Annotated in this window: 25 protein-coding genes; 13 read left to right on the top strand and 12 right to left on the bottom strand. The window is 64.9% G+C overall.

What is annotated here, in order from left to right:
- Positions 1-3 precede the first annotated feature (3 nt).
- Positions 4-861 carry an STAS domain-containing protein gene (locus tag AC1DMG_RS06920; protein ID WP_441602236.1) on the bottom strand — a complete coding sequence of 286 codons (858 nt, stop codon included), beginning with the start codon at positions 859-861 and terminating at the stop codon, positions 4-6.
- Between the two features lie 159 nt (positions 862-1,020).
- Here AC1DMG_RS06920 and AC1DMG_RS06915 point away from each other — a divergent pair, with 159 nt between their 5' ends.
- A complete protein-coding gene (locus AC1DMG_RS06915; protein ID WP_477180341.1) occupies positions 1,021-1,395 on the top strand; it encodes a response regulator in 375 nt (124 codons plus the stop codon).
- A gap of 4 nt (positions 1,396-1,399) precedes the next feature.
- Here the strand turns inward: AC1DMG_RS06915 and AC1DMG_RS06910 are convergent, their stop codons facing one another.
- The gene (locus tag AC1DMG_RS06910; protein WP_441602238.1) at positions 1,400-1,627 is read right to left on the bottom strand and encodes a hypothetical protein; all 228 of its coding nucleotides are present in this window, start codon (positions 1,625-1,627) and stop codon (positions 1,400-1,402) included.
- 236 nt (positions 1,628-1,863) lie between these two features.
- On the opposite strand from AC1DMG_RS06910, the gene AC1DMG_RS06905 reads away from it, so the two are divergent.
- Positions 1,864-2,310, top strand: a complete 447-nt coding sequence (locus AC1DMG_RS06905) for a ferritin-like domain-containing protein (protein WP_441602239.1) — start codon at positions 1,864-1,866, stop codon at positions 2,308-2,310.
- 57 nt (positions 2,311-2,367) lie between these two features.
- Here AC1DMG_RS06905 and AC1DMG_RS06900 read toward each other — a convergent pair whose 3' ends face one another.
- Positions 2,368-2,568 carry a hypothetical protein gene (locus tag AC1DMG_RS06900; protein WP_477180340.1) on the bottom strand — a complete coding sequence of 67 codons (201 nt, stop codon included), beginning with the start codon at positions 2,566-2,568 and terminating at the stop codon, positions 2,368-2,370.
- Positions 2,569-2,855: 287 nt separating this feature from the next.
- On the opposite strand from AC1DMG_RS06900, the gene AC1DMG_RS06895 reads away from it, so the two are divergent.
- The 5 genes from AC1DMG_RS06895 to AC1DMG_RS06875 all read left to right on the top strand — a co-directional run bounded on the left by AC1DMG_RS06895 (position 2,856) and on the right by AC1DMG_RS06875 (position 8,109).
- Positions 2,856-3,146 carry a glycine zipper 2TM domain-containing protein gene (locus tag AC1DMG_RS06895; RefSeq protein WP_441602446.1) on the top strand — a complete coding sequence of 97 codons (291 nt, stop codon included), beginning with the start codon at positions 2,856-2,858 and terminating at the stop codon, positions 3,144-3,146.
- 46 nt (positions 3,147-3,192) lie between these two features.
- Positions 3,193-3,711, top strand: a complete 519-nt coding sequence (locus tag AC1DMG_RS06890) for a hypothetical protein (protein ID WP_441602241.1) — start codon at positions 3,193-3,195, stop codon at positions 3,709-3,711.
- A gap of 125 nt (positions 3,712-3,836) precedes the next feature.
- Positions 3,837-4,592, top strand: coding sequence for a response regulator transcription factor (locus AC1DMG_RS06885; RefSeq protein WP_441602242.1), 756 nt, complete (start codon positions 3,837-3,839; stop codon positions 4,590-4,592).
- Between the two features lie 309 nt (positions 4,593-4,901).
- Entirely contained in the window at positions 4,902-5,960 is a 1,059-nt protein-coding gene (locus tag AC1DMG_RS06880) for a glycosyltransferase family 4 protein (RefSeq protein ID WP_441602243.1), read from the top strand.
- A gap of 4 nt (positions 5,961-5,964) precedes the next feature.
- Complete coding sequence (locus tag AC1DMG_RS06875; protein ID WP_441602244.1) at positions 5,965-8,109, top strand: amylo-alpha-1,6-glucosidase; 2,145 nt, start codon at positions 5,965-5,967, stop codon at positions 8,107-8,109.
- A gap of 3 nt (positions 8,110-8,112) precedes the next feature.
- Here AC1DMG_RS06875 and AC1DMG_RS06870 read toward each other — a convergent pair whose 3' ends face one another.
- Positions 8,113-8,340, bottom strand: coding sequence for a hypothetical protein (locus AC1DMG_RS06870; RefSeq protein ID WP_441602245.1), 228 nt, complete (start codon positions 8,338-8,340; stop codon positions 8,113-8,115).
- Positions 8,341-8,403: 63 nt separating this feature from the next.
- Positions 8,404-9,081, bottom strand: coding sequence for a GIY-YIG nuclease family protein (locus AC1DMG_RS06865; RefSeq protein ID WP_477179491.1), 678 nt, complete (start codon positions 9,079-9,081; stop codon positions 8,404-8,406).
- A gap of 23 nt (positions 9,082-9,104) precedes the next feature.
- Between AC1DMG_RS06865 and AC1DMG_RS06860 the strand changes: the two genes are divergently transcribed.
- On the top strand, positions 9,105-10,160 hold the full coding sequence (locus AC1DMG_RS06860; RefSeq protein ID WP_477175579.1) for a DNA topoisomerase IB: 1,056 nt from the start codon (positions 9,105-9,107) through the stop codon (positions 10,158-10,160).
- Between the two features lie 5 nt (positions 10,161-10,165).
- Here the strand turns inward: AC1DMG_RS06860 and AC1DMG_RS06855 are convergent, their stop codons facing one another.
- Entirely contained in the window at positions 10,166-11,140 is a 975-nt protein-coding gene (locus tag AC1DMG_RS06855; RefSeq protein ID WP_477175580.1) for a GlxA family transcriptional regulator, read from the bottom strand.
- A 139-nt stretch (positions 11,141-11,279) separates the two neighbouring features.
- On the opposite strand from AC1DMG_RS06855, the gene AC1DMG_RS06850 reads away from it, so the two are divergent.
- A complete protein-coding gene (locus tag AC1DMG_RS06850; RefSeq protein WP_477175581.1) occupies positions 11,280-11,918 on the top strand; it encodes an HD domain-containing protein in 639 nt (212 codons plus the stop codon).
- Positions 11,919-11,936: 18 nt separating this feature from the next.
- Here AC1DMG_RS06850 and AC1DMG_RS06845 read toward each other — a convergent pair whose 3' ends face one another.
- Positions 11,937-12,371, bottom strand: a complete 435-nt coding sequence (locus AC1DMG_RS06845) for a DUF6326 family protein (RefSeq protein WP_477175582.1) — start codon at positions 12,369-12,371, stop codon at positions 11,937-11,939.
- 52 nt (positions 12,372-12,423) lie between these two features.
- Positions 12,424-13,158: a nuclear transport factor 2 family protein gene (locus tag AC1DMG_RS06840; RefSeq protein WP_477178936.1), complete on the bottom strand. Its 735-nt coding sequence runs from the start codon at positions 13,156-13,158 to the stop codon at positions 12,424-12,426.
- Positions 13,159-13,371: 213 nt separating this feature from the next.
- Here AC1DMG_RS06840 and AC1DMG_RS06835 point away from each other — a divergent pair, with 213 nt between their 5' ends.
- The 4 genes from AC1DMG_RS06835 (at position 13,372) to AC1DMG_RS06820 (ending at position 17,254) form a co-directional block, all read left to right on the top strand.
- On the top strand, positions 13,372-13,791 hold the full coding sequence (locus AC1DMG_RS06835; RefSeq protein WP_477180339.1) for a group III truncated hemoglobin: 420 nt from the start codon (positions 13,372-13,374) through the stop codon (positions 13,789-13,791).
- Positions 13,792-13,882: 91 nt separating this feature from the next.
- Positions 13,883-15,805, top strand: a complete 1,923-nt coding sequence (locus tag AC1DMG_RS06830; RefSeq protein ID WP_477175585.1) for an FTR1 family protein — start codon at positions 13,883-13,885, stop codon at positions 15,803-15,805.
- A gap of 95 nt (positions 15,806-15,900) precedes the next feature.
- Positions 15,901-16,497 carry a TetR/AcrR family transcriptional regulator gene (locus tag AC1DMG_RS06825; RefSeq protein ID WP_477175586.1) on the top strand — a complete coding sequence of 199 codons (597 nt, stop codon included), beginning with the start codon at positions 15,901-15,903 and terminating at the stop codon, positions 16,495-16,497.
- 34 nt (positions 16,498-16,531) lie between these two features.
- Positions 16,532-17,254 carry an SDR family oxidoreductase gene (locus AC1DMG_RS06820; protein WP_477175587.1) on the top strand — a complete coding sequence of 241 codons (723 nt, stop codon included), beginning with the start codon at positions 16,532-16,534 and terminating at the stop codon, positions 17,252-17,254.
- Positions 17,255-17,266: 12 nt separating this feature from the next.
- On the opposite strand, the gene AC1DMG_RS06815 is transcribed toward AC1DMG_RS06820, so the two are convergent.
- The 4 genes from AC1DMG_RS06815 to AC1DMG_RS06800 are packed head-to-tail and all read right to left on the bottom strand — an operon-like array spanning position 17,267 to position 22,965.
- Positions 17,267-20,344 (bottom strand): error-prone DNA polymerase, encoded by a 3,078-nt coding sequence (locus AC1DMG_RS06815; RefSeq protein WP_477175588.1) that lies wholly within the window; start codon positions 20,342-20,344, stop codon positions 17,267-17,269.
- Complete coding sequence (locus AC1DMG_RS06810; RefSeq protein ID WP_477175589.1) at positions 20,341-21,753, bottom strand: Y-family DNA polymerase; 1,413 nt, start codon at positions 21,751-21,753, stop codon at positions 20,341-20,343. The genes AC1DMG_RS06815 and AC1DMG_RS06810 overlap by 4 nt, the downstream gene beginning before the upstream one ends.
- Before the next feature lie 6 nt (positions 21,754-21,759).
- The gene (gene imuA, locus AC1DMG_RS06805; RefSeq protein WP_477175590.1) at positions 21,760-22,383 is read right to left on the bottom strand and encodes a translesion DNA synthesis-associated protein ImuA; all 624 of its coding nucleotides are present in this window, start codon (positions 22,381-22,383) and stop codon (positions 21,760-21,762) included.
- Positions 22,384-22,395: 12 nt separating this feature from the next.
- A complete protein-coding gene (locus AC1DMG_RS06800) occupies positions 22,396-22,965 on the bottom strand; it encodes a LexA family protein (protein WP_441602259.1) in 570 nt (189 codons plus the stop codon).
- Between the last annotated feature and the right edge of the window lie 70 nt (positions 22,966-23,035).

The raw sequence follows: 23,035 nt of genomic DNA, 5'->3' as shown, positions 1-23,035 counted from the left end.
AGCTTACCCGGCCTTCGTCACGCTCAGGCCCGAGCGCTTGAGCGCCAGCGCCAGCGCGTCGGCCAGGTTGGCCTTGGTCACGATACCGCCCAGGTCCAGGCCCAGATGCACGATGGTCTGCGCGATCTGCGGCCGGATGCCGCTGATGATGCAGTCCGCGCCCATCAGCCGGATCGCCGTCACGGTCTTCAACAGGTGCTGTGCCACCAGCGTATCCACGGTGGGCACGCCGGTGATGTCGATGATGGCGATATCCGAACCGGTTTCCACGATACGCTGCAGCAGCGACTCCATCACCACCTGGGTGCGCTGCGAATCGAGCGTACCGATCATCGGCAAGGCCAGTACGCCATCCCACAGCTTGACCACGGGGGTGGAAAGCTCGAGCAATTCTTCCTGCTGACGCCGGATCACTTCTTCGCGGGACTTCTGGAACGCGCGAATGGTGTGCATGCCCAAGGTATCGAGCAGCTCGGAGATGGCCCACAGCTCACCTGACAGCACCGAGGGATTGCTCGCATAGGTCTTCTGCAGCAGATCAAACAACGGACGCTTCAGCGAAAATATGAAGTGCGCCGTGTGATACGAGTCGAAGCCCTGCATCGCGCGGCTGCGCGACAGCGTTTCGAGGAACTGGCGCGATTCCGCCCAATCGGTCGTTGACAGGTCGGCCGCATCGCCCGTGGCCGACGCGCTCACCAGCAAGGCCAGGAATTCCTTCGCCTGGCGGCTCACGTCGTCGCGACTGATGCGGTTATCCGACAACGAACCACCCTGCTCCAAGTTCGCGACCCACCCTGCGAGCAAGGCAGGCTCGTTGTTCTTGATGGCGTCGATGGTTGCCGGCTTGAGAATCGACATATGGCAGTCTCCCCGTTGAATTCATTCATCATCCGGGATCAAGCAGGGCTTGGGAATAGGCGCTGAGCAAAAGATCGATGTGTATGGAAATTTGACACGCCGTTGACGCTCACGCCCTTAGACAGAACGGTTACAGCCTTTCGTCCACTAAGCGACTCCATGAGCTCCGATCACGTCCTGACCATTCTGCTCGTCGAAGATGACGACGGCATCCGCACGATTGCAAGCGTGTTATTGGAGTCGCAGGGCCATCGCGTGCATGCGATGGCCAATGGCGAACTGGCCAGCGAATGGCTTAAACAAGGCCAGCCTGACGTGCTGTTTACCGATATCAACATGCCCGGCGGCATGAGCGGCACGGAACTGGCGCGCCTCGCGCGACTGGCCCATCCGGGGCTGCGCGTGCTGATGACCTCGGGCGAGGCCGTGCCCGATCCCGCATGGCTGGCATCGGGCATTCACTATCTGAACAAGCCGTATGACCGTCGAACACTGCTTGCGGCCATCGACGCAACCGCCAAGGCCGTGGCCTGATCGATCACGTCCTGGCCGGCGGAGCCCCCATGCCCACCTCCGCCACCATGCGGCGAATACGCTGCAGCGCCCAATCGTGATCGTCGCGCGCAGCATTGCGCAGCACTTCTTCCGCCAGGCCTGAGAATTCCTGCCAGAACAAAGGCGGCTCCGGATATTTACGGGCCAGTGCCTGCGCATAGCCTTGCAGTCGATCCAGATCGCTATCGAGGTTGTCGCGATTCTTGGTCATGGTGACTCAACGACTCATCTGGCCAAAGTCTTCGGCGCCTGTGTTGTAGCGGCGCGACGTTATGCATCGCGTCGTGAACATGTCGGCTGCGCGTGATGCGCACAGCCCTCTTGCAACGTCAGCCTAATGCGACAAGTGGATCTGCGCCTCACTCCGGATGTTTCACATTTGAGCGGCAGTGCACTCACGAGCGGACCGCCATCGTCGTCGCACACCCCACGACGAGGTTATTCCCCATGAGTCAGCACGACCACGAAATCAAGGTACTGAACGGCCTGATCGAAACCACCATCGACAGCGTCGACGGTTACGCCGAAGCGGCCAAGGATGCGGAAAACGCCCAGTTCCGCGATCTCTTCCTGACCCGCGCCGCCGAGCGCCGCCAGGTCGCCGCGCATCTGCGCGAGGCCGTGCGTCGCGAAGGCGGCGAGCCTGCCGATGACGGCACCGTGCTCGCCTCGGCGCATCGCGTCTTCACCGGCCTGCGCAGTTCCATGAGCCATGGCGACAAGGCGGTGATCGAGGAAGTGGAACGCGGCGAAGATCACATCAAGGCCAAATACGATGAAGCGCTCAAGGACGACAAGCTGTCGCTCTCTGCCCGCGAATCCATCCAGCAGGCCTATACCTCGGTGCGCCAGGGCCATGATCAGATGAGTGCGATCAAGCACGCCGTGCAGTAAATCATTGCCATCTCGTTGACCTGCGACGGACGGCATGCCGTCCGTCGCTTTGCTTGATCACATCTGCGGCTGCTGCTCCGGCGGTGGCACCGGATCGCCAACCGGCGGTGGCTGCGGCTCGGGATCGGTCAATGGCGGACGCGCGGGTGTGGGCACCGGCGGCTCCGGGGGCGCGGGCGGCTCGACCGGGCTGGGCGGCCCCGGCGGCTTGACCGGATCGGGCGTGGGCGCAGGCACCTCGCCGTGCGCGACGTACATGACGAATTTCTCGGCGATCATCGTTCGACTCCTGCGTAGACGCCTTCATCCTCGCCATTGGCGATTGAACTGCGTGCACGCACGGCGTGAATACCGATATTCACGGTGCGCCGTATCGGAACGATTCATCAGCCTGTACGCGCCGCTGTGATTGCTGCAACCGCAGCTGACTTGCACCATTGAAATTTGACTGGCTGGTCACTTGTTGGCGCGTAATTCTCGTTGCCATGCCAACGGAGGACCGACGCATGAAGACGCGTGCCATCACTACTCTCGCCATCGTCCTGATGACTTTTACGGGTGCGACGTTTGCGCAGACGCAAACCCGCACCGTGTGCGAAGACGTACCGGTGAAGCAGGTCAATTCCAGCGATACCCATCGCGTTGCAGGCACGGCCATCGGCGCCGTCGCCGGCGGCGTGCTCGGCAACCAGGTCGGCGGCGGCAAGGGCAAGACGCTTGCGACGGTCGGCGGCGCGGTTGCCGGCGGCGTGGTGGGCAACCAGGTGCAGAAATCGCATCAGGACAAGAACGCCACCTATACCACCGAACGCCGCTGCCATCAGGAGCAGTACTGATCCTCGCTGTATCACCGCCCATCCATCGCTCTTAGGAGACTCCTGCATGCAAACGTCCGTCTATTGCATGGCCCGCACCTCGGAGCAGGCTGAAGTGATCCTGCTGGAACTCAAGCAGGCCGGGTTCACCAATAACGATATTTCCGCCCTGCTGCCGGATCGCCGGGGCACCAAGGACTTCGCCCACGAACACAACACCAAGGCGCCGGAGGGCGCAACCGCGGGCGGCATCGCCGGCATGGGCGTCGGCGCTGCACTGGGTTGGCTGGCTGGCGTCGGCGCGTTGGCGATACCGGGCGTCGGGCCATTTATCGCAGCCGGCCCGATCATGGCCGCACTCAGCGGCGCGGCCGTCGGCACCGCCACCGGCGGCGTGGTCGGCAGCCTGGTGGGTCTGGGCATGCCGGAGTTCGAAGCCAAGCGCTACGACGCGAAGATCCGCGAGGGGAACATCCTCATTTCCGTGCACACGGAAAGCGGCAAGCAAAAGGATGTCGCCAAGGACGTGTTCAAACGCAACAATGCGGACGATATCTCGACCGCTTCGGAGGCGCGGGTGCACTGAGCCCGCGGCGATCCTGACGCCAGCTGACTCGACCCAGCGGCGGCAACGAGGTTTTCACACGTGGCTCACGACCGGAACGATTTGATCCGGCCATTCACCACGTACAGCACAGTGGGGGCAAAGACATGCACGCCAAGAAACGTCGATCCGGTTTCGTGATACTGGTGGAAGACAATCGCCAGAACGCGCAGGCCACGGGTGAATACCTGGAAAGCCAGGGCTATACGGTGGATTACGCCTACGATGGCATTACCGGCCTGCACTTGGCTTCGTCCAACGACTACGACGCCGTCGTGCTCGACGGCATGCTGCCCGGCATGGATGGCCTGGAGGTCTGTCGCCGCCTGCGCACCGAGCACAAGCTGGCCGCGCCCATCCTGATGCTCACCGGCCGCAACACCCTGGACGACAAGGTCGCCGGTCTTGACACCGGTGCCGACGATTACCTGTGCAAGCCATTCGATCTGCGCGAGCTGGAAGCACGCCTGCGCACGCTCATCCGTCGTGAGCGGCGCCAGGTGTCGCGTGAAGTCCTCACGGTGGGTGATCTCACCTTCGACACCGGCACGCTGAGCGTGACGCGCGCCGAGCAGGAGCTCACTTTGTCGCCGATCGGATTGCGCCTGCTGGCCATCCTGATGCGCGAATCGCCCCGCGTGGTCAGCCGCTCCCGCCTGGAACGCGAAGTGTGGGGCGAATCGCTGCCCGATTCGGACACCTTGCGCTCGCACCTGTACATCCTGCGTCGCGCGATCGACAAGCCGTTTGCCAACCCCTTGATGCACACCTTGCCGACGGCCGGTTATCGCCTTGCCGATCTCTCGCCCGCCGCCAAGGGCGCAACGCCGAAGGCGTCGGGCACGACTCTCGCGATGGCCTGATACAGCGCCCCACATGCACCGACGCGACGGCCGCCGAGCAATCGGCGGCCGTTGTTTTTTCGAGAATGGTGGCGTCAAACATCATCTCCACGCAGGCTGCACCTTCGACCACGCAAAGTTGAAGGCACGGACCAACACCGCCCCGCGCAAGCAAACCATCGACCGCAAGCGCCGCGATACCCGCCTCGCCGATTGGACGCATGCAGCCGCCAGGCTGATGCGCATCAACGCAGTCGCCCGGCCTACCGCATGGATGCACCCTTCCACCGATGACGCCACGCGGCGCCGTCCGCCATCAGCGAGGTGACCGTGCGTATCGCCCAGATCTCACCGCTCTATGAATCGGTTCCGCCCAAACTCTATGGTGGCACCGAGCGCATCGTCGCCTATCTGACCGACGCCCTGGTCAAACGCGGTCACGACGTCACCCTGTTCGCCAGCGCGGACGCCCAGACCCGGGCGCGATTGTGCGCTACGCGTGCGCAATCGATCCGGCTCGATCCATCGCCGCTGAAATCCGATCTCGCCGCGCACCTGACCTTGCTGCACGAGGTACAGCGACAGATCGATCGATTTGATGTGCTGCACTTCCATATCGACCTGCTGCACCTGCCGGCGTTTGAAGCGGTGGCCTCGCGCACCATCACCACCTTGCACGGCCGCCTGGATCTGTCCGATCTGGCCGACGCCTATGCGCGCTGGCCGCAATATCCGCTGGTCTCCATCTCCAGGCAGCAGCGCGCGCCCATGCCGAATGCGTCCTGGCTTGCCACCGTGCCCCACGGCATACCGGCCGAGCTCTATCGTGCGCACCCGCACTCGGGCGAGGGCTATCTGGCCTTCCTCGGCCGCATTTCGCCGGAGAAGCGACCGGATCGGGCAATCGCCATCGCGCGACGTGCCGGCATTCCGCTGCGCATTGCCGCCAAGGTGGATGCGGTGGATAAGGCGTATTTCCACGAGCATATCGCGCCGATGCTCGACGATCCGCTGGTGCAGTACGTGGGCGAGATCAGCGATGCAGAGAAAGAGGCGTTCCTTGGCAACGCCCGCGCCCTGCTGTTTCCGATCGACTGGCCCGAGCCGTTCGGGCTGGTGATGATCGAGGCGATGGCCTGCGGCACACCCGTCATCGCATGGAACTGCGGATCGGTGCCCAGCGTCGTCGACGATGGCTTGACCGGCTTCATAGTAAACAGTGAGGACGAAGCGGTCGAAGCCGTCAAACGCATCCCCAGGCTCAACCGCAAGAGTATCCGTAGCGTCTTCGAACGACGCTTCACTGCCGACGTCATGGCGGCCGCGTACGAGACGGTCTACCGCCAGGCCTTGATGGAGTCGGCCGATCTTCGCGCGGTAGGAACCTGAGCGGATGAATGAAGACGCGTTTACTCCCAATGAGATAACGGACAGCCTCAGCATCGGCGAAACGCGGGCGATGTTTGCGCTCAAGGCGGCGCACAGCTTTGCCGTGAGCGACGCACGCGGCGACATGCTGGGCGGCGCAGAGGGTATGTTTCGCAACGATACGCGCGTGCTGTCCCACTGGATTCTCGAACTGGGCGGCGAGCGCCCTTCCCTGCTCAGCGGCGCGGTGAGCCACGACAACGTGCTGTTCACCGCCGACCTCACCAACGAGCCCTTGCCGCCCACCGGCGGCAAGGCGGCGCCGGCGGGCGTGATCCATGTGCAACGCACGCGGCTGTTGTGGGACAACCGCCTGTTCGAGCAGATCCACCTACACAACTTCGACGACAGCGACCTGACGGTGCTGGTGCGCCTGCGCTTCCATGCGGATTTTCGCGACATCTTCGAAGTGCGCGGCATGACCCGCAAACAGCGCGGCGAAGCACTGCCCGCCCAGCTGCATGGCGACCACGTCCAGCTCGGTTATCGCGGGCTCGATGAGGTGTTGCGCAGCACGGTGATTTCGTTTTCCGAAAAACCGCATCAGCTCGCCGCGCAGCGGGCGGACTTCGAGCTGGCCATACCACGATTGGGCAGCACCTCGATTTACCTCGAGGTGGGCGACGAGCATCTGCAACCCACACGCGAACGCTACCGCAGTGCCGCCGCCGCAGCGCGCGCCACCATGCGCCGCCGTCGCCATCGTGGCGCCTGCCTGAAGAGCAATTCGCGCCTGTTCAACAACTGGCTGGATCGCTCGCGCGCCGATATCGCGCTGCTGGTAGCTGACCTGCCTACCGGCCCTTACCCTTACGCAGGCATCCCCTGGTTTTCCACGCCGTTCGGGCGCGACGGGCTGATCACGGCCCTGCAGACGCTATGGGTGGATCCCAGTCTGGCGCGCGGCGTGCTGGCTTATCTGTCCAGTCGACAGGCCACGCAAACCTCGGCATTCCGCGATTCCGCGCCGGGCAAGATCATGCACGAGACGCGCTCGGGCGAAATGGCCTCGCTGGGCGAAGTGCCTTTCGGTCTGTACTACGGCGGCGTGGACAGCACGCCGCTGTTCGTGATGCTGGCCGGCGCCTATGCGCAACGCACCGCCAACTATGCCTTCATCGACCAGCTATGGCCCTCGCTCAAGGCTGCCATGGGCTGGATTGAAACCACCTGCGATGCGCATGCCCACGGTTTTCTCGCCTATGCGCGCGGTGCCGAGGGCGGCCTGGTCAATCAGGGCTGGAAGGACAGCAACGATTCGGTCTTCCACGCCGATGGCCGCATTCCGCAGGGGCCGATCGCCCTGGTCGAAGTGCAGGGCTATGTCTATGCCGCGTTGCGCAGCATGGCGAAACTGGCCGAGCACCGCGGCGACAGCGACTGCGCGACACGCTGGCGCACCCGCGCCAGCGACATGCGGCACGCGGTGGAAGAGCTGTTCTGGGATGAGGACCTGGCCAACTACGCGATTGCCCGCGACGGCGACGATTCGCTATGCCGCGTGCGCGCTTCCAACGTGGGGCATCTGCTTTACACGGGACTGCCGCGCAAGAAGCGGGCGCGCCAGGTGATCCGCCAGCTCAGTTCGGCGGCCTTCGATGGCGGCTGGGGCATCCGCACGCTGGCGAACGAACAGGCGCGCTACAACCCCATGTCTTATCACGACGGTTCGGTATGGCCGCACGATGTCGCCATGGGCGCCGCAGGCATGGCGCAGTACGGCGAGCGCGCGGATGTGGTGCGTCTGGTCGGCGAGACTTTTGAGGCCGCCACGTACTTCGGCATGCGCCTGCCGGAGTTGTTCTGCGGTTTCCCCCGCCGCGCGGGCGAGCCGCCGGTGGCCTATCCGGTGGCATGCATGCCGCAGGCCTGGGCGGCCGGCACCATGTTCATGCTGATGCAGGCCTGTCTGGGTGTGGAGATCGACGGACGCCGCGGCATCGTGCACGTGCGCCGTCCGCGCCTGCCCCAAGGCATCGACCGACTGGTCGTCAACGGCCTCGAAGTGGGCGGCGCGCAACTGGACCTGGGCTTTGAACGCATCGGCGGACGCGTGGTGACCTTCCGCGAACGTGGCGACAACGACTTGCGCATCCAGGTCGAGCAATAGCGCTTAGAACATCGGATAGCAGCCCTGCACGCCGTGCGTGGTCAACATGGCGCCGATGCGCGCCGTCAACCAGTCCTGATCGAGCGGATCGCTGCGCTGCATCAGCTCGTCGGCGAGCTCGGCGAAGCGCGGCCAGAATTCGGTCGCCGAAGGATGCGCCTGCAGCAACGAGGACACCTCGATGTCCAGTTCGTCGAGGCTGCGTTCCAGGCGTAGTCGGTTGGGCTTCATGGGCGGAGCGTAAGCCCGGATTCATCACGGCGATGTGGGATTTTTGCGAGCGGGGCGTCTTGCCTAAAACTGCCTTCGCCACGCCAGCACCGTGTCCGGAAAGAGCCCCGCCAGCGGCACGTCGACCGCTTCGCAGGCATCCATCACATAAGCCAGCGAACGCGCCGCCTCGCCCCGTTGCAGTTCGCGCGGCACATTGAAGGCCTCGTACTCGATGGCCTCCAGCATCCGCAGCGACCACTCGTAGAGACCGTCGCCCTGACTCTGGAACCACCGTTGCAGCCAGTCCTTGAGCGTGTGCAATGGCAGGTCGTCGCGGACCGACACCTCCTGCAACTCGGCAGTCACTTCGGGACAGACGCCGCGCAGCCATTCGCTGTAACCGGCTGCCGCATCAGGTATGACCAGCGGCGCCGGCGAACGCTGTTCGGCATGCCGCAACAGGATGCTTCGCTCCACCTGGCGCGCCTGGGCGAGCCGTTCGGTTTCCAGCAGCAAGCCGCGATCCAGATCGAATACGTCGAAAAACCGTCGATGCAGGTTGCGCATGCGCACCAGCGGCTGCCGTGAGTAGCCGACTTTCACCAGGTCCTGCTCCCGCCATGGCAGCAGGTAGACGAAGGTACGCCCCTTGCTGAGCGTCCTGGGCATGACGAATTCATCCATGCGCACGATGGTTACACAGGCATCGCCCGAGTCGAAGCCCATGCCCCGGTCACAAAAGCCAATCAGGCGATTCACGCAGCCCGTGAAAGCCTCGCCGCATGACCGCGACCCAACAGGCAGCCACCCGACCCGAACGCGATGCCGCGTCCGAAGGCCTGGTCTACATGCGCGGCGACGAACCCGGTCTGCGTCGTCGTCGCCAGGGCAAGGGGTTTGTCTATCTCGACGCCCGCGGGCATCGGGTCACCCAGGCACGCGTGCTCGATCGCATCCGCCTGCTCGCCATTCCGCCGGCCTATGTCGATGTCTGGATCAGCGCCAACCCGCGCGGCCACCTGCAGGCCACCGGGCGCGATGCCAAGGGTCGCAAGCAGTATCGCTACCACGCACGCTGGCGACGCGTGCGCGATGGCGGCAAGTTTTCGCATATGGCCGAATTCGGGGCTGCACTGCCGCGCATTCGGCGACGCGTTCGTCTCGATCTCGCGTTGCCCGGCTGGCCCAAGCAAAAGGTGTTGGCGCTGCTGGTGCGGCTACTGGATGAAACGCTGATCCGCGTGGGCAACGAGGCTTATGCCACGGACAACGGCAGTTACGGCCTCACCACGTTGCGCTCGCGCCACCTGCGCACGGAAGCCGGCAAGCTGCACCTTATTTTTCGCGCCAAAAGCGGACAGCAGAGCGACGTGACGCTCAGCAATAAACGCCTGGCTCGCCTGTTGCGACGCGTCCAGCAGCTGCCGGGACAGCGCCTGTTTCAATACGTCGACGATGACGGCAAGCGCCATGCCGTCGACTCGGGCATGGTCAACGACTACCTGCACGAGGCCAGCGGCGGCGATTTCACCGCCAAGGATTTTCGCACCTGGGCCGGTACGGTGATGGCGATCGGCCTGCTTGCCGAACAGCCCATGCCGGCCGAGGCCAGCGAGCGCGAGCTGCAGGAAGCGATCAACCTGGTCGTCCGTGAGGTGGCCGACGCGCTGCGCAACACGCCCAAGGTCTGCCGCACGTCGTATATCCACCCCAAGGCGTTCGAGGGATGGAAGGATGGCAGTCTGCAGCGCCTGGTATCTGCGTCGGTGGCGCATCAACCGAGAAAGCTGGAAAGCGCCACGCTGCGCTTTTTGAAATATCGTCCGCGCAGCCGCTGAGTCGTTCACTCCTCAGTGACGGCAGCCGGTCGATGCATGCGCCGATAGTCCGCCGGCGTCACGCCAACTTGACGCATGAAGGCCCGGCGCAGCCCATTGGCATCCGCGTAGCCGCACAAGCTGGCCACGCGCTTGGGCGGTTCCTGTCCCAGTTCGAGCAGTCGACGTGCCGCTTCCACCCGCACCTGTTCCACGTACTCCGCAGGCGGCACGCCCACTTCCTGATGGAACACGCGCGCGAAATGACGTGGACTCAAGCCCGCACGCTGCGCCAATGCCGCCACCGAGTGGTCCTCGCCGGGATGGGCGCCAATCCAGCGCTGCAGCTCCTGGATGGCGGCATGTCCCGCCAGCCCGGCTTCGCCATGACGACTGAACTGCAGTTGCCCGCCGGGACGCTTGAAGAACATCACCAGCTCACTGGCCACCTGCATCGCCACCTCGCGGCCGAGATCTTCCTCGACCAGGGCGAGCGCGAGATCCATGCCTGCCGTCACGCCTGCCGCGGTGCATACCGGACCATCGCGCAGATAAAGCGCATCGGGCTCGACCTGGATCTGGGGATAGCGCTCACGCATCACGTCGACCACGCCCCAATGGGTGGTGATTCGACGCGCCTCGATCAGGCCGCTGGCCGCCAGCACCAAGGCACCGTTGCACACGGACCCATAGCGCCGACTGCGCTTCGCTGCGCGCCGCAACCAATCCAATGCATTGAGATGAGTCGGCGCATGGGCCATGCCGGGTGCGCCGGCCACGAGCACCGTATCGAAGCGCGGGAGCGCATCGCGCAGGGTCAGATCGGGCATCAGTCGCACGCCGGACGAGCTTTCGATCGCACGCGCGGACGTGCCCACCACCCGCAGCTGATAAACCGTCTTGCCAAGGCGTCGATTCGCTTCGGCAAATACGTCAAGCGGCCCGGATACATCCAGCAGCTGCACGCCGGGAAAGGCAAGGATGGCGATGGTGCGGATCATGGGCGCCTCCGGCACGCGTCCGTCCTGGCCACAAAATGGCATGATCTGCCACTTTGAGTCAAATCATGACGGATGGATTTCGCGTTCCAATGGCTGCGAAGGCGGCATGCCGTATGCCGGCCACCTTGGAGCATCCATCATGACCACGATTGCAGGCATTGCCATTCCGGACAGCCAGCTCGCCCGGGAAGTTACCGACCTGGTGCGCGACACCGAAACGGATCTGCTGTACCACCACTCGCGCCGCGTCTTCCTGTTCGGCGCACTCACCGGCCGCCAGAAGCAGCTCAGCTTCGATCCCGAACTGCTCTATATCGGCGCCATGTTCCACGACATGGGATTGATGCCTGCCCACAGCAGCCCGGACCACCGCTTCGAAGTGGATGGCGCCAACGCGGCCGCGGACTTCCTGCGCCGTCACGGCATTCCCCAGCAGAGCATCGAACTGGTGTGGACCTCGATCGCGCTGCACACCACGCCGGGCATTCCCGAATTCATGCGCCCGGAAATCGCCCTGCTCACCGCCGGCGTGGAAATGGATGTGCTCGGACTGGGCTTTTCGAATGTCGCCGATGGCGATCGCGCCACCGTGGTGGAAGCGCATCCCCGCAGCGCGCAGTTCAAGCAGGACATCATCGAGGCGTTCTACCAGGGCATACGCCACAAGCCCGACACGACCTTCGGCAATGTCAAAGCCGACGTGATGGCCCTGAAGGAGCCGCACTTCCATCGCGGCAACTTCTGCAGCGTCATCCTCCATTCGGCTTGGCCGGGCTGAGGCTTCGCCGTCGATCGTTCAACCCGTAGCCAGGCGGGGCCACGTCCAGGCATGCCAGACGATAAGCAGGGACAGCGCGATCTCGATGGCGCCCATCACCAGGTAGAACGTCCAGGCACCCGGCATGGTGACGAGCATGATGATGGCGTAGACCAGGCCAAGGAAGATATTGAGCACCCGACTCAACATCGGCCTCATCACCAGCGAAAGAAAAATCATCAGGCTGGGTACGGCCATGAGCAGTGACGTACCCAGCAGAACGCCCTGCGTGGCGGGACCGAGCGGGCCTATGTTTCCCTTCAGCATGTCCTGCAAATTGCCGGGCTGGTAGAGGCCGAAGTAATCGACGTAGATGTAAAGGAACATGAGGCTCGTCCATAGCCCGGCGAGCTTCAGCTTGACCGGCACCTTCAGGTCTTCGAGCGGCGCCTTGGCACTTGGTTGCGAATTCACGTCTGCTCCTTGCGTGCGATGAGTCAATGGAGTGTGCGCCGATGGGACGCGCTCAGCCCTCCCTGTTGAGGCGCAGATCGTTGAACTTGCGTCGCTCGATCAGCGCGGTGATTTTTCCGTTGGCATCGCGCTGGAACACCAGCAGGTTGCGTTCGTCATCCGTGCCCATGAATACGTCCTTCGCCACCGGCTGCAAGGTATTGACGGGGCCGCCGGCGCGCGTGACATAGCTGAGCACGCCATGATCCACCGAGACCGTCCATGCGCGATTCGGCGCGAAACGATAGGTGCCCGCGTAATCATTCAGCACAAGACCTGGTACGTCGATTTTCGGCGGCGCGGTGGGAATGGTCACATCCTCGAAGCCGGCCACCTTCCACTCGCCGCCCTGCTTCACGAAGGTGAGCAGTGCGCGATAGCGCACGACGAAGGACTGTCCAAAATACGTTTCGCGCTCGTACTGCTCCACGCTGAGCAAGGCGCTGTCGCCATGCACCCAGGCGTGCGGATCGCGCATCTCCATGCTGCCGGTGATGCCGGCGGGAAAGGGGTGCAGCGAGGCGATGGTTTCGGCCTTGCTGGCGACGCGGCCAAACTCGTCGATCATCACCGCATCGTCGGTGACCGCCTTTTCCCAGATGGTTTTGTCGCCTGTGGGTAGCGCGTCCATCAGCTTCTGCGTGGTCTGCACCAGCTCGTCGCGCAAGGCGGTCGGCGCTTCGGCCGCGTGCAGCGGCACGATGGTCACTGCGGCAATCAGTCCCGATACGATGGATCGCTTGAACATGGCATCCCTCCGGCGATGCCGTGAAGCATGCGCTCGGCCGCCATGCCACACCCGTGCTTTAAGTCATTGGATGCCCCACGGTCCAGGGCCGCGTGCGACGCATGCGGCAATCGATCCATCGACCGGTGTGGCAAAGACGACCAGAATCAGCCCGATCATGGAGCTCCGCGCCGTCCCCAAGGCAGGCAGGCTCCGCAGCATGGATTTCATCTCATGGCACTTTTCCCCGCTGCCAACGACATCGGCATTGCCACCCTGATCGACCGCTTCTACGACAAGGTGCGCGCGGACGCCGAGCTCGGCCACGAGTTCAACGCGGCCGTCCATGACTGGCCGGCGCACAAAGTGCTGTTGCGCGACTTCTGGTCGTCCCTGGTGTTGCGCTCGGGGCGTTATCAAGGCAACCCGATGGGCGTGCATCGCGCCCTGCCCGCGTTCCCGCAGCACCTGTTTCATCGCTGGCTGGCGTTGTGGCGGGAAACCGCGCGCGAGGTCTTCGACACACCGGCGGCCGAGCTGTTCATCGGCACCGCCGAGCGCGTGGCGCAGGGCCTCAGCATGGGGCTGGGTCACGGACGCTTGTCGGTCGACCACCCCTCGCGGGTGCTGGGTCCGTTGCACATCATCTCCTGACGCAACCGAACGCCGCGTTTGCCGGCACGAACGACGCAACGGCGCTGAGTCAGAGTACACTGCACAGATGAGAATCAATCGCATTTGTGATGTGCTGCGCGCAGTCCCGCTCCTGATCCTCCTGCTGGGCCTGGCCTCGCCGCCCGCCCACGCCCAGGCGGACGCCAACGATCCCGCGGCCAGCGTGCCGCAGACTTGGCAAATGCTCGATTACCTCGCCGCGGATTACGCGGGCGCGGTCAAACACGGCGAGGTGGTAAGCGCTTCGGAATACGACGAGATGCGCGAGTTCGCGCGCCATGCGCGCGATCGCGTGACCGCATTGCCGCCCAGCTCCGCCTCGCCCGTCCTGCGCGAACAGGCCGACAAATTGGTCGAACTGATCGACGCCAAGGCGCCAGAGTCCGAGGTCGCCCATCAGGCGCACGCGCTGACCGACACCTTGCTGCAGGCCTATCCCATTCCCACCGCACCGACCAAGGCACCGGAGCTTGCGCGCGGAGCGGCGCTCTATCAGACGCAGTGCGCTCTCTGCCACGGCGCGAGTGGACATGGCGATGGCCCGGCGGGACTGCAGCTGTCGCCGCGGCCCATCGATTTCACCGACGCATCGCGCGCCGATCAACGCAGTGCCTTGTCGCTCTATGAAGTGATCACCCAGGGCGTCGCCGGCACGCCGATGGCCAGCTACGCACAGACGCTCTCGAGCGACGACCGCTGGTCGCTTGCCTATTACGTCGGCACCCTCGCCTATCCCGAGGCGAGCGCGCAAGGCGAACAGGCATGGCGCAAGGATCAACAAGCCCGCGGCGCCATCGCATCGCCCAGCGAACTGGCGCGTGCACGCGTTTCCGGTCTGTCAGATCTGATCGGCACGACCCAGGCACGCCTTATCGTCGGCTACTTGCGCGCACATCCCGAGGCCGTGCACGAGGCCCTGGCCGGGATTCCACTGGCGCGCACTCGCGTCGCCGACAGCGTAGAGGCGTATCGCAGAGGCAAGCCTGAAGAAGCGCGACAGCTCGCACTCTCGGCTTATCTCGATGGCGTCGAACCCATGGAGGCGCGACTGGATGCACGCGATGCAGCGTTGCGCGCACGCATCGAAACCGCCATGGGCGCCTATCGCACCTCGCTGTCGCAGTCCGCGGCAGGCGATGCGGTGACCACGCAGGCGCACGCGGTGGATCAACTGCTTGCGCAAGCGCAATCCCTGCTGATGGAAGGCACGGCCAGCCCGATGACGACCTTCATCGGCGCGCTCACCATCCTGGTCCGCGAGGGGCTGGAAGCCTTGCTTGTGGTCGTGGCGCTGCTGGCCTTCCTGCGCAAGGCCGATCGGCACGACGCCACCCGCTATGTGCACGCGGGCTGGCTGCTCGCGCTGCTGGCAGGCGCTGCCACCTGGGCGGTGGCGAGCTATTTCATCTCGATCAGTGGCGCCAGCCGCGAGCTCACCGAAGGCCTGTCGTCGTTGTTTGCCGCGGGCGTGCTGCTTGCGGTTGGCTTGTGGATGCACCAGAAGAGCATCGGCGGCCGCTGGCAGTCTTATCTGAAGGCGAAGATGGCCACGGCGCTCGATCGTCGCTCAGCGTGGTTCGTGTTCGGCCTGACCTTCATCTCGGTCTATCGCGAAGTCTTCGAAACCATCCTGTTCTACACGGCACTGTGGAACGAAGGCCAGGGACAGTGGTTGCTTGCTGGCATCGTGGTGGGCGCCATCATCCTGGGCTTCATTGCCTGGGTACTGCTGCGCACCAGCCAGCGCCTGCCGCTGGGCCTGTTCTTCTCGGTGAGTTCGCTGGTGATCGCCGTGCTGGCGATCGTGCTGACCGGCAAGGGCGTGGCAGCGTTGCAGGAAGCGGGATGGACCGCCGTCACCGTGGCCCCGGTGCCGTCCATCGATCTGCTGGGCATCTATCCCACCTGGCAGTCGCTGCTGGCGCAGCTGGCCGTGGCCGTGATGCTGGCCATCGGCTTCACCTACAACCGCTGGCGGGCCAACGCCACCTGAAGTTGTCGCCCTGGAGGCCTCTGCCGGGCGGCACTTGAATTCTGTATCGGTCGATACATATTATTGTATCAATCGATACAGAATGAAGGTGCGTTATGGCCCGCCCACGCGAATTCGACGAACAGAAGACCCTGGAGGCCGTTGCCGAGGCTTTCTGGGCGCGTGGCTATGAGGCCACCTCCACGCGTGAACTGGCGGAGCGCACCGGCCTGACGGTGACCAGCCTGTACAACGCGTTCGGCGACAAGCGGGCGCTGTTTCAACGCGCCTTGGAGCACTATCTGGATGCAACGCTCCGCGAGCGCATCGACCGCCAGGAGAAGTCACTGGCTCCCAGCGAGGCGATCGCCGCGTTCTTCCAGGAAGTGATCGAGCGCTCGCTGTCCGATACGCAGCAGCGCGGCTGTTTCCTGGTGAACTCGGCGCTGGAGGCCACGCCCGAAGCGCCCGAACTGCGCGCTGCGATTGCTGCCGAAATCGACGCCATCCGCGCCTTTTTCCGTCGCTGCCTGCTGGCCGCCCGCCGCAGCGGTGAAGTGCCCTCATCCGTTTCCGCAGCGGAAGCTTCCGCGCATCTCCTGACCGTCATGCTCGGCCTGCGCGTGATGGCCCGCGTCGATCCCGATCGCACCACGATGACGGCTGCCGTAGCCACGGCGCTGAAAGCCGCCGGCATCGCGAAACACCGCTGAACAACATCCCCATTCCCCTCTGGAACTACCCCTCATGTCACCCCGCACTTTCCTCATCACCGGCGCCACCAAGGGCATCGGCCGCGCTATTTCCCAACGTCTCGCCAACGCAGGACATCACGTCGTCGGCCTGGCGCGTAACATCGACGAGCCGGACTTCCCGGGCACCCTGGTGTCCGTCGATCTTGGCGACCGCGCAGCCACCGCCAAGGCGCTCAAGGCGCTGGTCGAGCAATATTCCTTCGACGGCGTGGTCAACAACGTCGGCTATGTGCGCGTGGCGCCAATCGACGAGGTAGACCTCAACGATCTCGACGACATCCTGCGCATCAACCTCGTGCCCACCATCCAGACCGTTCAGGCGCTGCTGCCGCAGATGCGTGCCAAGGGCTGGGGCCGCGTGGTGAATATCACCAGCTTCGTCGCGCTGGGTTATGCGAATCGCACGTCGTATGCAGCCGCCAAGGCTGCGGTGAACAGTTTCACCCGCACCTGGGGCCTGGAGCTCGCGGAAAGCGGCATCACGGTGAATGCGGTGGCGCCCGGTCCGACCGAAACGGAGCTGTTCCGTGCGAACACGCCCGAAGGCAGCGAGGCCGAGCAGCGCTTTCTCTCGGTGGTGCCGATGAAGCGCCTGGGCAAGCCGGACGAATTGGCGGCGACCGTGGAGTTCCTGCTGTCTGATGGCGCCAGCTTTATCACCGGGCAGACGTTGTATGTCGATGGCGGCGCATCGATCGGTCGCTCCGCCGCCTGATCGTGCGACGGTTCAGTGGAAATCGCGCGAACGGCTGTCCAGCGAACCCAGCAACTCGCTCAGGTCGATGAGTCGATCGGCGATGAGATGGCTTACGCCGTCCGCGTGTTCCCAACGTCCATCCACGCCCAGCAGGCGCGACTCGAGAAAGATGCGGCGCTGACGTTCGGCCACGTGACTCCACACCACCACGTTGATGGGTCCGAACTCGTCTTCCATGGTGATGAAGGTGACGCCGCTGGCCGTCTGCGGACGCTGGCGCTGCGTCACCAGCCCGGCCGCGCGCACCTTGCTGGCATGCGGGCGCAGGTGCAGGCTCTTGGAATCCAGGCAGCGCGCCGCGCGCAGGCGCGCACGGATCTGCTGCAGCGGATGCGGCCCCAGACTGAGCCCCATACGCGCGTAATCGGCCAGCGTGCTTTCACCTTGCGATGGTGGCGGCAGCACGACCTCTTCTTCCACCGGACTGGTGTTGCCGAACAAGGGCAGCTGCGCCTCGATGCCCGCCATGACCCAGCGCGCACGATGACGATGGCCGGCCAGGCCGCGTAATGCATCCGCCTCGGCCAGCGCATCCTGCTGTTGCTTGTTGAGTCCGGCGCGCGCGCACAGGTCGGCCACGTCTTCGAACGGCCGGCGTGCACGCGCCGCCATCAGTTGCGTCATCACCTCCTCGCGGCAGCCGCGCACCTGCCGCAAGCCAAGCCGCATGGCATAGCCGCCGCGCGAGGAGTCATCGGCTTCGAGCGTGTTGTCCCAGTCGCTGTGGCGCACATCCACCGGTCGCACCTTGATGCCATGGCGCTGGGTGTCCTGCACGATCTGGCTCGGGCCGTAGAAACCCATCGGCTGCGCGTTGAGCAAGGCGCACATGAAGGCCGCGCAGTAATGGCATTTGAGCCAGCAGCTGGCATACACCAGCAAAGCGAAGCTCGCCGCATGGCTTTCGGGAAAACCGTAGGAACCAAAGCCCTTGATCTGCTCGAACAGGCGCGCGGCAAAATCCGGCGTGAAGCCGTTTTTCAGCATGCCGGCCATCAGTTTCTGGCGATGGATTTCCATGTCGCCGTTGCGTCGCCACGCCGCCATCGAACGGCGCAGCTGGTCCGCCTCGCCGGGCGTGTATTCCGCCGCGACGATCGCCAGCTTCATCACCTGTTCCTGGAACAAGGGCACGCCGAGCGTGCGCTCGAACACATCCTTCAAGGCCTCCGACGGATAAGTGATCGGCTCCTCGCCGCGCTTGCGGCGCAGATACGGATGCACCATGTCGCCCTGAATCGGGCCCGGCCGCACGATCGCCACCTGGATCACCAGGTCGTAGAAATTCTCCGGCCGATGCCGCGGCAGCATCGCCATCTGCGCGCGCGATTCGATCTGGAACACGCCGATGGTGTCGGCGCGCTGGATCAGTTCATAGGTCGGCGGATCATCCGGCGGAATCGACGCCAGCGTTTCCACGCGACCATGATGACTCTTCAATAGATCAAGACATTTGCGGATACAGGTGAGCATGCCCAGCGCCAGGCAATCGACCTTGAGCAGGCGCATGGTGTCCAGATCATCCTTGTCCCACTGGATGATGGTGCGGTCGGGCATCGAGGCATTTTCCACCGGCACCAGATGTGACAGCGGCTGATCGGAAATCACAAAGCCACCCACGTGCTGGGACAGGTGGCGCGGAAAATCCATCAGCTCTTCGGTGAGCGCCATCACCCGCCGCAGCACGGGACTATCCGGATCGAAGCCGCGCTCGCGCAGGCGGCCGTCCAGCGGATCGTCGCCGTCCTGCCAGGCGAAGGTGCGCGACAACAGGTCGATCTGATCCGATGGCAGGCCGAGCACGCGTGCCACGTCGCGTACCGCGCTGCGGCCTCGATAGCAGATCACGGTGGCGGCCAGCGCGGCCCTCTCGCGGCCGTATTTCTCGTAGATATGCTGGATGACTTCTTCGCGCCGCTCGTGCTCGAAGTCGATATCGATATCCGGCGGCTCGTTGCGTTTGGCGGAAATAAAACGCTCGACCAGCAGCGTGGTCGTGGCCGGATCCACCGCCGTCACGCCGAGCGCGTAGCAAACCGCCGAATTGGCGGCCGAACCGCGGCCCTGGCACAGGATGTCCTTGCCGCGCGCGAAGCTCACGATTTCCTGCACGGTCAGGAAGTACGACTCGTACTTGAGCTGCTCGACCAGCTTCAGCTCATACTCGATCTGCTCCCTCACCTTGGGCGGCTCGCCCTGCGGCCAGCGCCAGCGCACGCCCTCTTCGGTGAGCTGGCGCAACCATGTGGTCGGCGTATGTCCTGCCGGCACCAGTTCGGCGGGATAGCGATAGCTCAGGTCGGTCATCACGAACTGGCAGCGCTCGGCGATGCGCACGCTTTCGGCCATCAGTTCGTCGGGATGGATCGCGGACAAAGCCACGCGCGTACGCAGATGTCGCTCGCCATTGGGAAACAGCAGGTCACCGGCATCGGCCACGGTGCGATGGTGGCGGATCGCCGTCATCACATCCTGCAAGGCACGGCGGCGGCGCACGTGCATGTGTACGTCGCCCGCGGCCACCATTGGCAGCTGCAGTGCATCGGCCAGCATCTGCAGCCGGGCGAAACGGCGGTCGTCGTCGGGGCCACGATGCAGTTCGACCGCCAGCCACAATCGCGCCTCGAACAGCGAGCGCAGCCACTCACCATGCGCCTGCTGCAGCTCGGCCTGCGGCAACCACAAGGCCAGCGTGCCGGGCAGGCCGTCGGCAAAGTCCTCGCGCGTCACCCGATACGTGCCCTTCTCTGCCACGCGCCGACCGCGCGTGATGAGTGCACACAGCGAGGTATAGCCCTGCAGGTTCTCGCACAACAGCACCAGCTTCGGGCCATGCTCGATCTGGAACTCGGCGCCGACGATCAGCGGCAGCCCGGTATCGCGCGAGGCCTCGTAGGCGCGCACGATGCCGGCGAGCGAACATTCGTCGGTGATCGCCAGCGCGCGATAACCGCAGGCCTTGGCCCGCTCGAACAACTCGCGCGCACTCGACGCGCCACGCTGGAACGAGAAGTTGGACAGGCAATGCAGTTCGGCGTAGTCGTTCATGCGAACCACCCATGCAACATCCAGTGGCCCTGCTCGCCCGGCGCGCAATACACCCACGCACACTGTCCCTGCGAGGTGCGCACCACGTAGTAATCGCGCCGGATGTCGCCACCATCCCACCAGCCGGTTTCGATGCGCTCGGGGCCGGCGAGCACCTCCGGCGCCGGGCCACGCAGCGGGCATGGCGAGGCCAGCAGCCAGGTCGGGCGCGGCAAGGTTTCCGGCGTGGTGGCTGCTTTCACATGCGCCGCATCGGACTGCGCACGCTCCGGGCGCGGATCCACCGTGCGATGCAGATGCTGGATGGCCTGCTCGCCCAGGCGTGCACGCAAGCGTTCGCGCAGCTGATCCAGCGGCACGGCATGCGTGGGCCGGGTATCGAACAGGTCGCGGCCGGCGGGAACGAACGGCGGCAAGTCGCTTGCCACCAGCCGCATCGCCAGCACCGGCTGGTGCAATTCCAGGCGCTCGAGCCGTCCGCGCGCGCAGTCGAACAACAGCGTGGCATCACGCGCGGCGGCCAGCATGCCCACCGTCACGCAGGTGGGCAGACCGCTGCGATGTTCCAGTTCCAGTTCGAATCGCTGCACGCCGCCATCGCGACCGGCGAGATACGCCGCCAGGTCGCCGGTGAGACGGCGCAGCGGAAACACCAGCGCCTCGACGTGCTCGATTTCGTGCGTCCACTCCATGCGCTGCTCGAACGCATCGGGCGGACGGTAGCTGTCCATTGGCGTGGGCTCGTCGCCGGTGAGGCGATCGAGCTGCGCCACCAGCTCGGCGCCGAAGCGGCGTTGCAGGCCTGCGCGCGGCAGCTTCAAGACTTGGCCCAGGGTGCGGATGCCCATCGACGGCAAACCCTGCGCGGCATCGGCCGGCAGGCGCGCACGCGCAATCGGCACAGGCGCCAGCGCCTCGCGCAGGATCTCCGGCGACATCACCGCCAGCCCGTCGTGCACGCCGGCCAGCACATAGGCCGCATGCGGTGTCGGTGCGAGCGCGATGCGATGACGGAAAGCCAGTCCCTGCAGATCGTCCCGCAACAGCGATTCAAAACGCGGCCATGGCCCGAACAGGTTGAGGCTGCGACTCACCTCCAGCACCACGGCGTGCGCGTACAGCCCCACCTCGGCGCTATAGCGATACGCCCAGGCAGCGAGCAGACGATGCCAGCGCGCCTCGTCTTCCGGATCGTGCTCGACCATCGCGAACTGCTGCAACAAGGCTTGCGCCGCGGTGAGTCGCTGCCCGCGATAAATGCCCGCCGCACGCGCGCTCGCATTGGCCGCGTGCACGATGCGCGCCTGCGCGGGACCGCTCACCAGCACCAGTGGTTCGTCCGACGGCGGCCGTCGCCGGAGGACACCGTCCAGCGCCAGTTGCGGCAGCAAGATGCAAGCCCAGAGCATGGCGCGTCACGACCAGCCGGAAGCTAGCGATACCGCCTGTGCCGGCGGATTGCCGCCACGGCATTTGCGCACGCGTATCTGCCAGCTGGGCGTGCTTTCCAGTTCCAATCGCAATGCCGCGGGCGACGCCTGCACGGCATGGCGGCGATCGCGGAACAGAAAGGCCAGCGCCTTGCCGGTATCGGCCGCCACCTGCAATCGACGCAAGGCACGGTCATCGGCGTGCACCGGCCACGCCAGCACGGCGGCGCAACTGGCCGAGCGCAGGCATTGCTCGGCCGCCCACAGCACATCGCGTTCGTCCGCGTGCACGATGTCCACGTTCGACATCACCACGCCGCGCGCTTCCCAGCCCGCCACATAAGGCACGTACGGCGGCGAGATCACCATCACCGGACGCCCTTCGCGGGTGAGGCGCGCCAGCGTAGGCAACAACAATTGCAGCTCACCCACGCCATCGGCGGGCAGCAGGATTTCAGTCATCGCGTGCTCGGGCCAGCCGCCGCTGGGCAAGGCGGCATCGAGCGTCGCCCAGCCGGTGGGCTGACTGCCCGACGGTTGCGGCGCAGCGCGGCCTTGCCAGACCTGGCGGCTGTGCAGAAGTGTATCGAGCGCAAGGACCTGACCCACGGCGCACGCCCCTCAGCGCAACGTGCGCAGGCAACGGGTGACGACGCCCCACACGCTGAGCGTCTCGCCTTCGCGGAACACGATGGGCTTGAAGTGCGCGTTTTCCGGCAGCAGCGCGATATGCCCATCCACCTTGCCCAGCCGCTTGATGGTCAGCTCGTTGTTGACCATCGCCACCACGATGTCGCCCTGGCGCGGCGCGAGCGCACGATCCACCAGCACTTCGTCGCCGTCGAAAATGCCGGCGCCGATCATCGACCAGCCCGACACGCGGATGATGAAGGTGCTCGGCTCGTGGCCGGGCAGCACGAGGTGTTCGTTGAGGTCGACCACTTCGTCGACATCGTCGTCGGCGATCGACGGCAGGCCGGCCGGCACGCGACTGAGGAAAGCCGTCAGCGCGACCGTCGATGGCTCCAGCGACAAAGGCCGCGGCGCCTCCAGCGTGGCAGGACTGCGGTAGGCCTCCAGGTAGGCCAGCACGCCCGGTACCTGGCTGTCGGGTACGCGTATGCGCTGACTGGGTTCACCGGCGGGACGACCGGCTCCCGGGCGGCGTCCACCGTGGTCGGAAGGAGGCATGGGGCGACTTGATTAGTGGGACGGTAATCAAGATAGCACGATGGGATTCTCACCGAGCGAGATTCAGCAC

It is taken from the genome of Dyella sp. 01N36, assembly GCF_056399745.1.
The sequence above is the reverse complement of the archived record's forward strand: the minus strand, read 5'-3'. Positions and strand labels throughout refer to the sequence as shown.